Origin of the sequence: Mannheimia kashgarensis, from assembly GCF_041807705.1 — a bacterium.
Taxonomy (GTDB): Bacteria; Pseudomonadota; Gammaproteobacteria; order Enterobacterales; family Pasteurellaceae; genus Mannheimia.
In genome coordinates, this window is record NZ_JBGTYY010000028.1 from 1 (window position 1) to 14,164 (window position 14,164).

Below are 14,164 nucleotides of genomic sequence, written 5' to 3' on the forward strand. Positions count from 1 at the left end.
TACGCCTGCTACAAACAGCTCTATGAGTTTATGTTGTTTGTACTGACTTAGACGACTTTTTCTCATAAGGTTATCTTAACCTAAATGGAAGTTTTAGTCGTTATCTAGGACAGCCCCTTATTTTATTGTGTGCTTAATTATTGCTGCCTTTATTATCTGCTTAACGGAGTTTACTTCAAATACTGCTAGTGCAGCCCTACTTGTACCGATATTTATTTCTATTGCAGAAGCATTGAATATTAATCCGTTAGGTTTTGCTCTGATAATCGGACTTGGGGCATCTTGTGCCTTTATGTTGCCTGTAGGAACACCACCTAATGCCATTGTTTACAGAACAGGTTTGGTTAGACAAAAAGATATGCTCAAGTCTTATAAAATCGACTTGCTTTGTATATTAGTGATTGCCGGAATTGGTTACTGGTTCTGGTTGTAAATGAAAATAGCCAAGTGATTACTTGGCTATTTTTTTATAAAAAGGGAATTACTTACCCCAAACTTCTTCCGCAATTTCTTTAATTAAGTTTAATTTTGCCCACTGTGCTGCTTCAGTTAAGATGTTACCTTCTTCGGTTGAAGCAAAACCACATTGTGGCGATAAGCATAATTGGTTAATCGGCACAATTTGAGCCGCTTCTTTAATGCGTTCAATGATTGCATTTTTATCTTCTAAATCGCCAAATTTCGAGGTAATTAAACCAAGAACTACCTGCTGATCTTTAATATGGCGTAACGGCTCGAATGTGCCTGCACGTTCGGTATCATATTCTAAGAAGAAACCATCAATACGGCATTTGCCGAATAGCGTTTCAGCAACAGGACCATAACCGCCTTCTGAGAACCAAGAAGAACGAAAGTTGCCACGACAAATGTGCATTGTAATAGACATATCCGCCGGTTTTGCATCCACAATACGGTTTAATAATGCGACATAGTTTTCAGCAAGTTGAGTTAAATTAATACCTCTTTCTTCAAACTCTTTACGTTTGTTTTCTGCACAGAGTTGCCCCCAGCTTGTATCATCTAGCTGTAAGTTGCGTAAACCCATTTCATAGAATTTGTGCATTGCTTTGATATACGCATTCGCAATATCATCGTAGAGTTTTTGTTCATCTTGATATTGCGGAAGAGGTTGGTAATTTTCATCGCGAATACAGCAAACAAGGTGTAGCATTGTTGGTGCTGGAATAGTGAACTTAGTTGGATAATCACCTGCTGCTTCTTTTAAAATTTGGTAAGCATCGATAAATGAGTGATTGTCAGAGAAATCAATATCACCTACGATTTTCACGGTTTGACCTTTCGGTTTATGCCCAGTGAAATTTACATTAAAGACCTCTGTTTCTTGCCAGTCCATACCGTCAAGTTCAGCTAAGAAATCTAAATGCCACCAAGTACGGCTAAATTCACCATCAGAAACTGCTTTCACACCGTGCTGTTTTTGCAATTCAACGAGCTTTTTCACTTCTTGACGAGTTACTTCTCTGAGTTCCTCTTGGCTGATTTTTTGCTGATTGAAATCTTCTCTCGCTTGTTTTAACGCATCAGTACGTAAAAAACTTCCCACAATATCATTGCGATAAGGGGCTTGAGTACGAATGGTTGCATCTGGAAATAATTTGCTCATAAATCACTCCTTGTAATTGTTGGTTATAAACGTTGTTAATCATAACAAAAATAGTAATAAAAAGCCCTTCATTAGCTTATGAAAATTAATGAAGGGCAGTATGAAAATTTTTACTATACAAGCGGTTATATTTTGACAATTTTTTGCAAATCTCAGCCTTCTTGATAGCGCTAGCGTCCACGCTAGTGCTATTTAATATGTTTGCAAATTTTCTTGCAAAATTAACCGCTTGTAAGGTACGAACGAAGACGCTCGCACTATTGGTAGAGAGGGTAAAAATATTATTGTGTTGCCACAATTCGTCCGTCTTGATAATCCACCGTTACAGGTTTATTTGGTACTAATTTACCGCTTAAAATCTGTTGAGCGAGTGGATTCTCAAGCTCTTGCTGAATTGCACGTTTAAGTGGTCTTGCACCGAATAATGGGTCAAAGCCTGCATTGCCGATATGATCTAAAGCCGCATCGGTTACGGTTAGGCTATAACCACGTTCTGCCAAGCGAGTAATTAAGCGTTGTAGCTGAATGTTCGCAATCGAGCGGATATGGTCTTGTCCTAACGAGTGGAATATTACCGTTTCATCAATACGGTTGATAAACTCAGGACGGAAGTGGTGTCCAACAACTTCCATTACCATCTCTTTCACCACATCATAGCCCTTATGTGCATTCTCTTGAATGAGGTGCGAGCCTAAGTTTGAGGTCATAATCACAACGGTATTACGGAAATCTACGGTTCTGCCTTGCCCGTCGGTTAAACGACCGTCATCTAACACTTGCAGTAAAATGTTAAATACATCAGGGTGAGCTTTCTCCACTTCATCGAGTAGCACTACAGAATATGGACGGCGGCGAACCGCTTCAGTTAAATAGCCCCCTTCTTCATAGCCCACATAGCCTGGAGGTGCACCCACTAAGCGAGAAACGCTATGTTTTTCCATAAACTCAGACATATCAATACGCACCATTGCATCAGGGTCATCAAACAAGAAGTTAGCCAATGTTTTGCTCAATTCTGTTTTACCTACCCCTGTTGGGCCTAAGAATAAGAACGAGCCAATTGGTTTATTCGGATCAGAAAGCCCTGCACGGCTACGGCGGATTGCATTTGCCACCGCATCTACCGCTTCATTTTGCCCGATAACACGAGCGTGCAATACCTCTTCCATACGAAGAAGTTTTTCTTTCTCGCCTTCCATCATCTTAGCAACAGGAATGCCAGTTGCTTTTGAAAGCACTTCCGCAATTTCTTCTTCGGTTACTTTGGTGCGAAGTAGCTGTGCTTCTGCATTTTTTTCGCCATTTTCGACCGCTTGTAACTGCTTTTCTAAGTTTGGAATCACACCATATTGCAACTCAGACATTTTCTCGAAGTTGTTTTCACGGCGGGCTTGATCCATTGCAATGCGAGCGTTTTCAAGTTCTTCTTTAATATGCTGAGTGCCAAGCAATGCAGATTTTTCTGCTTTCCAGATTTCTTCCAGCTCGGAATATTCACGCTCTTTCGCTGCCATCTCTTCGTCTAATTTGGCTAAACGCTGACGGCTCGCTTCATCTTCCTCTTTTTGTAACGCTTGGCGTTCCAATTTAAGCTGGATAATACGGCGCTCTAATTTATCCAATGGCTCAGGTTTAGAGTCAATCTCCATACGCAGACTTGAAGCCGCTTCATCAATCAAATCAATCGCTTTATCTGGTAATTGGCGGTCAGATACATAACGGTGCGAAAGCGTTGCTGCTGCCACGATGGCTGGGTCGGTAATTTGAACGTGATGATGGATTTCATAACGCTCTTTCAAACCACGCAAAATCGCAATGGTATCTTCCACCGTTGGCTCATCAACCAATACTTTTTGGAAACGGCGTTCAAGTGCCGCATCTTTTTCAATGTATTGGCGATATTCATCAAGAGTAGTTGCCCCAACACAGTGCAATTCGCCTCGTGCAAGGCTTGGTTTTAACAAGTTGCCTGCATCCATTGCGCCGTCTGTTTTGCCTGCCCCGACCATTGTGTGAATTTCATCAATAAAGAGGATAACTTGCCCTTCTTCTTTCGCAAGCTCGTTTAAAACCGCTTTTAAACGCTCTTCAAATTCGCCACGATATTTCGCCCCTGCAATTAACGCTCCCATATCAAGAGAAAGTACACGCTTGTTTTTCAAGCCTTCAGGCACTTCACCGTTTACAATGCGTTGGGCTAAACCTTCCACAATCGCGGTTTTACCCACACCCGGTTCGCCAATTAGCACAGGGTTGTTTTTGGTACGGCGTTGTAGCACTTGCACGGCACGGCGGATTTCTTCATCACGCCCGATAACAGGGTCTAATTTGCCCGCTTTTGCATGTTCGGTTAAATCAATCGTATATTTTTTCAATGCTTGACGGGTTTCTTCCGCATTTTGATTATTCACGTTTTCTCCTCCACGAATTTGGCTAATTGCTTGTGTCAGTTTTTCTTTGCTTAAGCCAAATTTTTTCCATAATTTTCCTAAATCGCCATTATTCTCAATGCTTGCCAACACAAACAATTCAGAGGAAATAAAACTATCGCCAAATTGCTGTGCGAGTTTGTCAGATTGATTTAACAATCTCACTAATTGCTGTGAAACCTGCGTGTTTCCACCTTGAACTTGTGGCAAGCGGTCTAAAATGGCTTGCAATTCGCTAATCAAAGTTTGTACATTGATATTTAATGCCGTAAAGAGTGGAGCAACAGAGCCACCATCTTGTTTCACTAACGCATACAGTAAATGAGCTGGTTCGATATAAGGGTTATCTTTGCCAACCGCAAGTGATTGGGACTCCGCCAATGCTTCTTGCAGTTTTGTGGTCATCTTTTCAAAATTCATCTTTTCTCTCCCATACTTAAGAGTTCATCGAAATAAGCTAATATTGTTTAGCTTCATCTTTAACGAAACTATAAATGGTGTTTGTCAAGCACTTTTCAAGTGAAAATGTAAAAAAGATCACAAAAATAAATAAAATAACTCTCTATAGGTGGTTTAATGTTAAAAGTTTGATAAATATCAATTTACTTCTCTTTCACTTCATTTACACTTCATTTGCATTTACCTACTTATGGGTATAATTTAATTTTTAAGAGGATATAAAAATGAAAAAAACAGCATTAGCAATTCTTTTAGGTGGGATTTTATTAGCTGGCTCAGCAATGGCACACCAAGCAGGTGATACAATGTTCCGCTTTGGTGCGGTGAATGTGCAAGCAAATTCAGAATCGAATACAGTTACACCAGTTAAGGTTGATTTAAAAGTGAAAAACAACACTCAGCTTGGTTTAACCGCAACTTATATGTTGGCGGATAATGTGGGTATCGAATTATTAGGTGCAACGCCGTTCTCTCACAAAATTAACGGTAAAGTGCCTGCGTTAAACTTAGACTTAGGCAGAGTAGTAAGTTTAAAACAGTTACCGCCAAGTCTTTATGCTCAATACTATTTCTTTGAGCCTACTGCAAAAGTAAAACCTTACGTTGGTGCAGGTATTAACTATACTCGTTTCTACCACGCTAAATCAGTTCACCCAGCAGTTACTAATTTAGAGGTAAAAAAACACTCTTTTGCACCTGTGGCTAACTTAGGGGTAGATGTAAAATTAACTGATAACATCTACTTCAACGCAGCAGCGTGGTACACACGCATTAAAACAACGGCTAAATTTAAAGCGTTAGGGTTAGATCACGAAGTAAAAGTGAAACTTGACCCAGTGGTATTATTTGCTGGTTTCGGTGTGAAATTCTAATTCCCTTTGATACTTAGCTAGAAAAAAGAGTGTTAATCTAACCATTAACACTCTTTTTTATTTTACAAGCACAAGCGGTTAAATTTTTGCAAAATTTTACAGAAAAACAACCGCTTGTAAAAAAATTACCGCTTCCCAAAAAATTCAAGTAGAATTAATCCATTTAACAAACACAACATAATATTTGGAGAAGATTATGCCTATTTTACGTTCTGCGACCTCTACACAAGGTCGTAATATGGCGGGTGCAAGAGCTTTATGGCGTGCTACTGGAATGAAAGAAAATGACTTCGGTAAACCGATTATTGCGGTGGTAAACTCATTCACCCAATTTGTTCCCGGGCACGTTCACTTAAAAGATATGGGGCAATTAGTTGCTGCTGAAATTGAAAAAGCAGGCGGTGTGGCAAAAGAATTTAACACCATTGCGGTGGACGATGGTATCGCAATGGGGCACGGCGGTATGCTTTATTCATTACCAAGCCGTGATTTAATTGCCGATAGCGTGGAATATATGGTAAACGCTCACTGTGCTGATGCAATGGTTTGTATTTCTAACTGCGATAAAATCACTCCGGGAATGTTAATGGCGGCAATGCGTTTAAATATTCCGACTATTTTCGTTTCAGGTGGTCCAATGGAAGCAGGGAAAACCAAACTTTCTGACCAGTTAATTCGTTTAGATTTAGTTGATGCAATGATCGAAAGTGCAGACCCAAATATCTCTGATGAGCGTATTGATGCCATTGAAAAACACGCTTGTCCGACGTGCGGTTCTTGTTCGGGTATGTTTACTGCAAACTCAATGAACTGCTTAACCGAAGCCTTAGGGTTAAGTTTGCCGGGTAATGGTTCAATGCTTGCAACACACGCAGATCGTAAAGAATTATTCTTAAAAGCAGGGCGTGAAATTGTCGAACTTTGCCGTAAATATTACCAAGAAGATGATGAAAGCGTGTTACCTCGTTCTATTGCAAGTTTTGATGCCTTTGAAAACGCAATGAGCTTAGATATTGCAATGGGCGGTTCAAGTAATACGGTGCTTCACTTATTAGCAGCAGCACAAGAAGCCGGTGTGGATTTCAAAATGGCAGACATTGACCGTCTTTCTCGTGTTGTGCCGTGCTTAAGTAAAATTGCCCCGAACACCAACAAATACCATATGGAAGATGTGCACCGTGCAGGTGGTATTATGGGGTTATTGGGCGAGTTAGACCGTGCCGGTTTAATTCATCGCCACGTTAAAACTGTGTTAGGATTGACGATTGAAGAGCAACTTAACCAATATGACATTATCCGTAACAAAGACGAAGAGTTACACAAATTCTTCCGTGCTGGCCCTGCAGGTATTCGTACTACCAAAGCCTTCTCACAAGATTGCCGTTGGGATACCGTTGATGATAACCGTGAAAACGGCTGTATCCGCAACGTAGAAAATGCGGTAACTAAAGAAGGCGGTTTAGCGGTATTATTCGGTAACATTGCGGAAGATGGCTGCATTGTAAAAACTGCGGGTGTTGATGAATCTATTTGGAAGTTTACAGGTACTGCCATTGTGTTTGAAAGCCAAGAAGATGCAGTTGCAGGCATTTTAGGTGGAAAAGTAAAAGAAGGGCATATCGTGATTATTCGTTACGAAGGGCCGAAAGGTGGGCCGGGTATGCAAGAAATGCTTTATCCAACCAGCTACTTAAAATCAATGGGCTTAGGCAAAAAATGTGCGTTATTAACAGACGGACGTTTCTCTGGCGGTACATCAGGTTTATCTATCGGACACGCTTCACCGGAAGCCGCTTCAGGCGGTGCAATTGCCTTAATTAACGATGGCGATACAGTTTCAATTGATATTCCAAACCGCTCAATCAATTTAATGATTTCAGACGAAGAATTGGCTGAACGCCATAAAGAGATGGAAGCTCGTGGCGATAAAGCGTGGCAACCTGTTAATCGCAAACGTGAAGTGTCATTTGCACTAAAAGTATTCGGACATTTTGCAACTTCAGCGGATAAAGGTGCGGTGCGTGATGTTTCGCTCTTAAAATAATAATACTGTGAAAAGTAATAAAGCCTCAATATTGAATTGAGGCTTTATTTTTTTGCATAGTTAGAATTTATTTCTTCTGCTTAAGAAAATGCACAGTACAAGCTGCAATTAATAACACTACGGCTGCACCTAAATAGAGTTCATTCTTTTTCCAGCCTGCATCTAATAAAACACCGGCAAGTGTTGGCGAAATAATTGAGCCTAAACGCCCTACGCCGATGGCTGTGCCAACACCTGTACTACGGAAGTCTGGAGCATAAAGTGTTGGGTTGATAGTGTATAAGCCTGTAATGCAACCATTGATTAATCCACCAACCAGAATTGCTAAGGCAATAGCTAAGCCTAAAGTGCCAGAGAATACGAAGGCAACAACGACAGTGGCAGAAAGAATGCTGAATAGCTGTAAAATATTTTTCGCTGCCCAACGGCTAACTAAGAAGCCGAAAATTAATGAGCCGATTGTTCCACCCACTGAAATTGCCATACCTACCGTTTGGCTTTGGGTTTTTGGCATTCCTGCTTCTTCTAAAAGAGCTGGCGTCCACGAGCTGATAAAGTAGAATGAAGCTGAAATAGCAATGAAAGCTACCCAAATTAATAAGGTATTACGGCGATATTCAGGCTCGAATAAGCGAGTAATGGCGACTTTATTTTTGCCTTTTGTTTCTACTTCAGGCAATTCCCAACCTGTGCCTAAGCCAAGTTTAACTGCAATTTTATTCAAGCGTTCTTTGGCGTTTGCAGGTCTTTTTGAAATTAAGAATTCCACCGATTCAGGCAATACAAAAAGAAGCAGTGTAAATACTGAACCTGTTAAAACTGCACCCACTAAAAATACTGCTCGCCAGCCATAGACATCTTGTAATAATACGGCTGACATACCACCTAACATTGCCCCAATACCAAAGCCCGAAGCATAAATGGCGATAGCTAAACCACGCCATTTTTGGCTGGCATACTCGCTGACTAATACGTTTGTACCCGTTAGAATGGAGGCAATGCCTAATCCTGTGATGACACGGTATAAACCAATCTCAAAAGCAGATGAAGCAAAATAGGTTAATAACATACCTAATGTGGCTAAGCCTGTGCCGATTAAAAGTAACGGACGGCGACCAAATTTATCTGCAAGAGGGGAAAGTAATAATGAGCCGATTGCCATACCAAATAAACCAGCACTCATTAATGTGCCGATAGTTGCCCCATCTAAATTTAACTCTTCTCGAATGCTTTTAGCTGTAAACGCAAGAGCCATTAAATCAAAGCCATCAAGCAAGTTCAGTAAAACAGTAAGACCAACAACAAACCATTGAAATGGTGTCATTTTGTTTTGAGCAATTTGATTGCGAATATCCATAAGTTGTTCTCCAAGCATAATCTATTTTTATACCTTGAACTATATGGATTTACAAAAAAGTAATCAAACGCAAAATTTACATAAAATTTATGAAAGATTTTCATAATGGATAAATCCGTTAGAAGGGAATAGGGAATTTAAATTGTAGGGGCGAAACATCTTTCGCCCTAAATGGAAATGATTGTTGATAGGAGGGCGAATAATTATTCGCCCCTACATTAGGTAAATGGAGAAAAATTATTTCTTCTCCGCCTGTTCAGCGGCTCTTTTGCGTCTAATTTCTTTCGGGTCAGCAATTAATGGACGGTAGATCTCAATTCTGCCGCCATCTTCCACCGTTTCATTGAGCTTAGCAGGGCGGCTAAAAATACCGACTTTATTTTCTCGCAAGTCGATTTCGGTATATTTTTCTAATACGCCAGAGAGCAAAATAATATTTTGAATCGTGGTGTTGTGCGGCACTTGCAGTTTTTTGAGGAAATATTTATCTGGATAGGCGTAAAGCACTTCTACATTAATTAATTGCATTTCCTGTTCTGTTTGAAGTTGTTCAGACATCATACACCTCTTTTGCTCGTTGTTTGAAAGCATTGACCATTTTTAACGTCAGTTCATTAAATACTTTACCGAAAACTAATGCCACAATCGGGCTTGAAAATTCAAAATTCAGCTCCAGTGAGATTTTACAGCTTTGCTCATCAAATGGCGTGAATGTCCAAAAGCCGTGTAAATGACGGAAAGGGCCTTGCACTAAATTCATTTCGATTTTATAGGGCGGAGTCATTTTATTATGGGTACTAAAGGTTTGGCTAATTCCCAACTTTTGAATATGAAGCTCTGCGGTTAATTCATTTTCCCCTATACTTAAGGTTTTTGCACTCACACAGCCTGATAAAAACTCAGGATATTTCTCATAATTATTTACAAGCTGATACATCTGTTCAGCACTATAAGGCACAAGGGCGGATTGACTAACGGTTGGCATAATATCTCTTTTTTGAATTAACAAGCGGTCATATTTTACAAGAAATTTGCAAGGCTATAAAGAAACGCTTTTGACTTGAATATAAACAGCTTGTCCTTCTTTGGGCGAAAGCTCCTCAAAAGACCACAGGCTGATCGTACTCCAAATGGTTTGATCTTCAATAAGAACAGCGAGATCAACCCTGTCTAAATGGGTTTCAATCTTCTGAATATAACCTTTCAATACATTACGGATTGAACTTTGGATTGGCTTTTGCAAGCTGATGGAGACATCTTTACTCGCAATAGTAACACGCAAATTTTCACCCATTTGATGACGAGGAAGCTGGTTAATCCACAAACGTTGCTCATTTAGTCCTAATCCAAGCATATTGTAGCTTGATTGCTGCTCTTTTATCGGTAACTCAAGCAAACTAATGCGTTGATTATTCGGCTGCCAATCGGCAAAAGCAGGGCTGTGCCACACATTTGCAACTCTATCAAATGCCATCACTTTGCCGTTATTGAGCAAAACGAGTTGATCGGCAAGGCGAACAATTTCTTCTAAGCTATGGCTAACATAGAGAATTGGAATATTGAGCTGAGAGGCTAATTTATCTAAATAATCGAGTAGCTCTTGTTTGCGTGGTAAATCAAGGGCAGATAAAGGCTCGTCCATCAATAAAATATCGGGGGAACTTAATAAAGCACGTCCAATCGCAACTCGTTGTTTCTCTCCACCAGAAAGACTAGCAGGGTAGCGATCCAATAAATGAACAATGCCTAAAAGTTCCACAATTTGCAAAAAATCGGAAGAATCTGACCGCTTGTAGCCATATTTCAGATTTTTTTCTACTGAATAATGCGGAAAAAGCCGATGTTCTTGGAATACATAGCCAATATTGCGTTTTTCAGGCGGTAGATTAATGCCTTTTTCGCTATCAAACAGCACTCGTCCGTTTAATTCAATCCGCCCAGATTGAGCGGTAGAAAGCCCTGCAATTAAATTAATCAGGCTAGATTTACCTGCCCCCGAACGCCCGAAAATAGCGGTAATGCCTTGAGCTGGAATTGCTAAATTGACATTCAAATCAAGATTGCCGAGTTGCTGAATAAGGTTAAGTTTTAGCATAGCGTTTCTGCCTTTCAGCCAACCATTCTGAACAGAATAGGGCGATTAATGAAATTACAATAGCTACCAAGCATAATCGGGCGGCAGCCATTTCGCCATTTGGGGTTTCAATAAAAGTAAAAAGAGCGGCTGGAATAGTTTGGGTTTGGTTTGGTATATTGGAAACAAATGTAATAGTTGCTCCAAACTCGCCTAATGAACGGGCAAAACCGAGAACGCTGCCTGCAATAATGCCTGAAAATGCGAGGGGTAAATTTAGGGTAAAAAAGACTTTTAATGGGCTTGCCCCTAATGTGCGGGCGGCTTGTTCAAGTTTAGGATCAACGGAATCAAACGCCAAGCGAATAGAACGTACCATTAGCGGAAATGCCATTACCATCGAAGCAAGTACAGCCCCTTTCCACGAAAAACTAAAACTAAAATTAAACCACTCCCACAAATATTGTCCGATGACACCTCGTTTTGCCATTGAGATAAGTAATAAATAACCAATCACCACAGGGGGTAAAACTAAGGGAAGATGGACAATACCATTAAGCAAATTTTTACCCCAAAATTGTTTGCGAGAAAGCAACCAAGCTACCCACACGGCAAGCGGCAAAGCAAGCACCACTGCAATGGAGGCAACTTTTAGGCTGAGAACAATCGCATTTAGTTCTTGTGGGGTAAAATCAAACATAATCTAACTATTTGGTTATAAATTTGCCCTCTCCCACAAGGGGAGAGAGTAAATTTAATTTATAGGATAAAACCCAGCAGCCTCAAATCTAGCTTTTGCTTCTGGTGTGTGTAGAAAATCTAAAAATTTGGCAGCAGATGGTTTTTCACTTACCACGGAAGCAGGGTAAACAATTTCATCGTAACTTTCAGCAGGGAATTTCGCAATCACTTTGACTTTATCAGATACTTTTGCATCTGTTGCATACACAATGCCTAGTGGCGATTCTCCCCGCTCAACAAAAGAAAGAGCATCTCGCACATTTTTAGCTCGGGCTAATTTAGGCTCAACTATTTCCCACAGGTTATAGTAGGTTAAGGCTTTTTGGGCGTATCTTCCAGCGGGAACGTGAGCAGGATCGCCAACAGATAAATAACTATTTGCTAATTCTTTGGCAAAATCGACCGCTTGTATGTTCTCTGCTTGGAGTTGGCTCTCGTTCGGAGCAATTAAAACCAACTCATTTTTAACTAGATTAGTTCGTTGCTTGATTTTATCAGGCTGTTTTTCTGCAAGGTAGTCTAGCCATTGTTGGTCGGCAGAAATAAACAGATCTGCTGGAGCATCTTGCTCAATTTGTTTTGCTAACGCAGAGGAAGACGCAAATGAAAATGTAATTTTATCTTCAGGGTATTTTTGTTCAAAATCTTGCCCAATTTCTTGCAGAATATTATTCATTGAGGCAGCGGCGAAGATGGTAAGATCTTCTGCATAAGCCACATTAATACCAAAAGTGAATAGACTTACAATCGATAATTCTTTTAACGCTTTCATAATGTTATTCTCAGAGGTAGCAAAAAAGCAATTCAATTTGGACTCGTAGGGACAGGTCCTATGCCTGTCCGAAAACAATATTAATTTACGGGCGGGCACAGGGCCCGCTCCTACAAGCTACGAACGCAACCCAATCCCACGTTGAATTAACGAATAAGTGACAATATATAGCCCGATACATAACGAAATCAACACACCAAAGGTGTAAACGAGCGGTACATCGCTAATGCCAAGAAAACCATATCTCAATCCGTTAATCATATATACGATAGGGTTAAATTTTGACACCGTTTGCCAAAATTCAGGGAGTAACGAAATAGAATAAAACACCCCACCTAAATAAGTGAGCGGTGTAAGTACAAAAGTCGGTATTAATCCTACATCATCAAATGATTTTGCAAAAACGGCATTAATTAGTCCACCTAACGCAAAGGCGACAATGGTTAAAAATAGCGTTAAAGCAATGATCGCAACAGAGTGAATATCAAAGCTCACAAAAACCATTGCAACCAACATTACTAAGAGAGCCGCTAAGCCAGCCCGTAAAATACTGCCTAACACATAGCCCCAAATAATGTTATGGGTGGAAAGGGGAGAAATCAGTAACTCTTCAAAATCACGGGTAAATTTGCTGAGAAAGAAAGACGAAGCGGTATTCACATAAGAGGCAGTAATTGCCGTCATCATAATCAAACCAGGAGCAATAAATTCCATATAGCCCACGCCATTCATTTCGCCGATGCGTCCGCCAATTAATTTGCCGAAAATCAAGAAATAGAGAGTGGTAGTAATCACAGGTGGCACAAGGGTTTGTCGCCAAATTCTTAGAATACGACGACACTCTTTGCACGCTAAAGTATAAAATCCGATAAAATTCATTTTATTGAGCCATATTAATAAAGAGTTCTTCCAAGCGGTTGGATTTATTTCGCATACTTAATACTTCTGCCCCTTGAGCCGCAATTTGTGAAAAGAGATTGGTTAGCCCTTGTTGGCGTTTCACATTCACTTCAAGGGTGTTTTCATCGATCCATTTATGCGGATAATCTTGGATAACAAGCGGTTGATTTTGAACAGAATTTTGCAAATCTAACACAAATACCTCACTTTCTAATTTCGCCAGTAAGGCTTTCATTGAGGTGTTTTCAATTAACTTGCCATTTTGAATAATGCCGATATGGCGGCATAGCATTTCGGCTTCTTCTAAATAGTGCGTAGTCAGAATAATGGTTGTGCCTTGATTGTTCAGATCTCGCAAGAAATCCCACAATGAGCGGCGAAGTTCAATATCTACCCCTGCGGTAGGTTCATCTAAAATCAGCAGTTTCGGATTGTGCATTAAGGCTCTGGCGATCATCACACGGCGTTTCATTCCGCCTGAAAGTTCACGGGTAAGATGAGTACGTTTTTCCCACAAATCGAGGAGTTTTAGCCACTTTTCGGCACGGATAAGGGCTTCTTTGCGTGGAATACCGTAAAAACCGGCTTGTTGCACCAGCACATCAATCACTTTTTCAAACTGATTGAAGTTAAACTCTTGTGGCACTAGACCGATTTGGTGTTTTAATTCTACTTTTTGTGTATCTAAATCGTAGCCAAATACTTTCACTCTACCGCTTGTTTTATTCACAAGGGAACTAATAATACCAATGGTGGTGGATTTCCCTGCACCATTATGCCCGAGTAGGGCGTAAAAATCCCCTTGTTCCACCACAAGGTTGATTCCTTTTACCGCTTTTACGCCGGTCGGATAGGTTTTTACAAGGTCAATTAATTCTAATGCTTTCATCTA

12 protein-coding genes and 2 pseudogenes are annotated in these 14,164 nt (G+C 40.3%); 3 read left to right on the forward strand and 11 right to left on the reverse strand.

Annotation, left to right across the window (positions count from 1 at the left end):
- Nucleotides 1-66: pseudogene (locus ACERCF_RS10095) on the reverse strand (IS1595 family transposase); the annotation flags it as partial.
- A gap of 52 nt (nucleotides 67-118) precedes the next feature.
- Between ACERCF_RS10095 and ACERCF_RS10100 the strand changes: the two are divergent.
- Nucleotides 119-433, forward strand: a pseudogene (locus ACERCF_RS10100) (SLC13 family permease); the annotation flags it as partial.
- Between the two features lie 48 nt (nucleotides 434-481).
- Here the strand turns inward: ACERCF_RS10100 and ACERCF_RS10105 are convergent.
- Together ACERCF_RS10105 and clpB are read right to left on the reverse strand one after the other, a co-directional pair.
- Entirely contained in the window at nucleotides 482-1,624 is a 1,143-nt protein-coding gene (locus ACERCF_RS10105; RefSeq protein ID WP_373611045.1) for a 5-methyltetrahydropteroyltriglutamate--homocysteine S-methyltransferase, read from the reverse strand.
- 281 nt (nucleotides 1,625-1,905) lie between these two features.
- Complete coding sequence (clpB, locus tag ACERCF_RS10110) at nucleotides 1,906-4,473, reverse strand: ATP-dependent chaperone ClpB (RefSeq protein ID WP_373625504.1); 2,568 nt, start codon at nucleotides 4,471-4,473, stop codon at nucleotides 1,906-1,908.
- A 263-nt stretch (nucleotides 4,474-4,736) separates the two neighbouring features.
- Here clpB and ACERCF_RS10115 point away from each other — a divergent pair, with 263 nt between their 5' ends.
- Both ACERCF_RS10115 and ilvD read left to right on the forward strand, forming a co-directional pair.
- Nucleotides 4,737-5,384 carry an OmpW/AlkL family protein gene (locus ACERCF_RS10115; protein ID WP_373611043.1) on the forward strand — a complete coding sequence of 216 codons (648 nt, stop codon included), beginning with the start codon at nucleotides 4,737-4,739 and terminating at the stop codon, nucleotides 5,382-5,384.
- A 196-nt stretch (nucleotides 5,385-5,580) separates the two neighbouring features.
- Nucleotides 5,581-7,428, forward strand: a complete 1,848-nt coding sequence (gene ilvD / locus ACERCF_RS10120) for a dihydroxy-acid dehydratase (protein WP_373611042.1) — start codon at nucleotides 5,581-5,583, stop codon at nucleotides 7,426-7,428.
- Between the two features lie 67 nt (nucleotides 7,429-7,495).
- On the opposite strand, the gene ACERCF_RS10125 is transcribed toward ilvD, so the two are convergent.
- The 8 genes from ACERCF_RS10125 to ACERCF_RS10160 form a co-directional block, all read right to left on the reverse strand.
- A complete protein-coding gene (locus tag ACERCF_RS10125; protein ID WP_373611041.1) occupies nucleotides 7,496-8,785 on the reverse strand; it encodes an MFS transporter in 1,290 nt (429 codons plus the stop codon).
- A gap of 237 nt (nucleotides 8,786-9,022) precedes the next feature.
- Nucleotides 9,023-9,346, reverse strand: coding sequence for an RnfH family protein (locus ACERCF_RS10130; protein ID WP_373611039.1), 324 nt, complete (start codon nucleotides 9,344-9,346; stop codon nucleotides 9,023-9,025).
- On the reverse strand, nucleotides 9,336-9,770 hold the full coding sequence (locus ACERCF_RS10135) for a type II toxin-antitoxin system RatA family toxin (protein WP_373611038.1): 435 nt from the start codon (nucleotides 9,768-9,770) through the stop codon (nucleotides 9,336-9,338). The genes ACERCF_RS10130 and ACERCF_RS10135 overlap by 11 nt, the downstream gene beginning before the upstream one ends.
- A gap of 54 nt (nucleotides 9,771-9,824) precedes the next feature.
- A complete protein-coding gene (gene modC / locus ACERCF_RS10140) occupies nucleotides 9,825-10,880 on the reverse strand; it encodes a molybdenum ABC transporter ATP-binding protein ModC (RefSeq protein ID WP_373625505.1) in 1,056 nt (351 codons plus the stop codon).
- The gene (gene modB, locus ACERCF_RS10145; RefSeq protein ID WP_373611036.1) at nucleotides 10,867-11,559 is read right to left on the reverse strand and encodes a molybdate ABC transporter permease subunit; all 693 of its coding nucleotides are present in this window, start codon (nucleotides 11,557-11,559) and stop codon (nucleotides 10,867-10,869) included. Before modB ends, modC begins: the two co-directional genes overlap by 14 nt.
- Nucleotides 11,560-11,613: 54 nt before the next feature.
- Nucleotides 11,614-12,372, reverse strand: coding sequence for a molybdate ABC transporter substrate-binding protein (modA, locus tag ACERCF_RS10150; protein WP_373625507.1), 759 nt, complete (start codon nucleotides 12,370-12,372; stop codon nucleotides 11,614-11,616).
- A gap of 117 nt (nucleotides 12,373-12,489) precedes the next feature.
- Nucleotides 12,490-13,251 (reverse strand): ABC transporter permease, encoded by a 762-nt coding sequence (locus tag ACERCF_RS10155; RefSeq protein ID WP_373611034.1) that lies wholly within the window; start codon nucleotides 13,249-13,251, stop codon nucleotides 12,490-12,492.
- Nucleotide 13,252: 1 nt separating this feature from the next.
- Nucleotides 13,253-14,161, reverse strand: a complete 909-nt coding sequence (locus ACERCF_RS10160; protein WP_373611033.1) for an ABC transporter ATP-binding protein — start codon at nucleotides 14,159-14,161, stop codon at nucleotides 13,253-13,255.
- Nucleotides 14,162-14,164 lie beyond the last annotated feature (3 nt).

Excerpts from the sequence above, each read along its gene's own strand:
- ACERCF_RS10105 (WP_373611045.1), bottom strand. The coding sequence starts at position 1,624 with ATGAGCAAATTATTTCCAGATGCAACCATTCGTACTCAAGCCCCTTAT.
- clpB (WP_373625504.1), bottom strand. The coding sequence starts at position 4,473 with ATGAATTTTGAAAAGATGACCACAAAACTGCAAGAAGCATTGGCGGAG.
- ACERCF_RS10115 (WP_373611043.1), top strand. The coding sequence starts at position 4,737 with ATGAAAAAAACAGCATTAGCAATTCTTTTAGGTGGGATTTTATTAGCT.
- ilvD (WP_373611042.1), top strand. The coding sequence starts at position 5,581 with ATGCCTATTTTACGTTCTGCGACCTCTACACAAGGTCGTAATATGGCG.
- ACERCF_RS10125 (WP_373611041.1), bottom strand. The coding sequence starts at position 8,785 with ATGGATATTCGCAATCAAATTGCTCAAAACAAAATGACACCATTTCAA.
- ACERCF_RS10130 (WP_373611039.1), bottom strand. The coding sequence starts at position 9,346 with ATGATGTCTGAACAACTTCAAACAGAACAGGAAATGCAATTAATTAAT.
- ACERCF_RS10135 (WP_373611038.1), bottom strand. The coding sequence starts at position 9,770 with ATGCCAACCGTTAGTCAATCCGCCCTTGTGCCTTATAGTGCTGAACAG.
- modC (WP_373625505.1), bottom strand. The coding sequence starts at position 10,880 with ATGCTAAAACTTAACCTTATTCAGCAACTCGGCAATCTTGATTTGAAT.
- modB (WP_373611036.1), bottom strand. The coding sequence starts at position 11,559 with ATGTTTGATTTTACCCCACAAGAACTAAATGCGATTGTTCTCAGCCTA.
- modA (WP_373625507.1), bottom strand. The coding sequence starts at position 12,372 with ATGAAAGCGTTAAAAGAATTATCGATTGTAAGTCTATTCACTTTTGGT.
- ACERCF_RS10155 (WP_373611034.1), bottom strand. The coding sequence starts at position 13,251 with ATGAATTTTATCGGATTTTATACTTTAGCGTGCAAAGAGTGTCGTCGT.
- ACERCF_RS10160 (WP_373611033.1), bottom strand. The coding sequence starts at position 14,161 with ATGAAAGCATTAGAATTAATTGACCTTGTAAAAACCTATCCGACCGGC.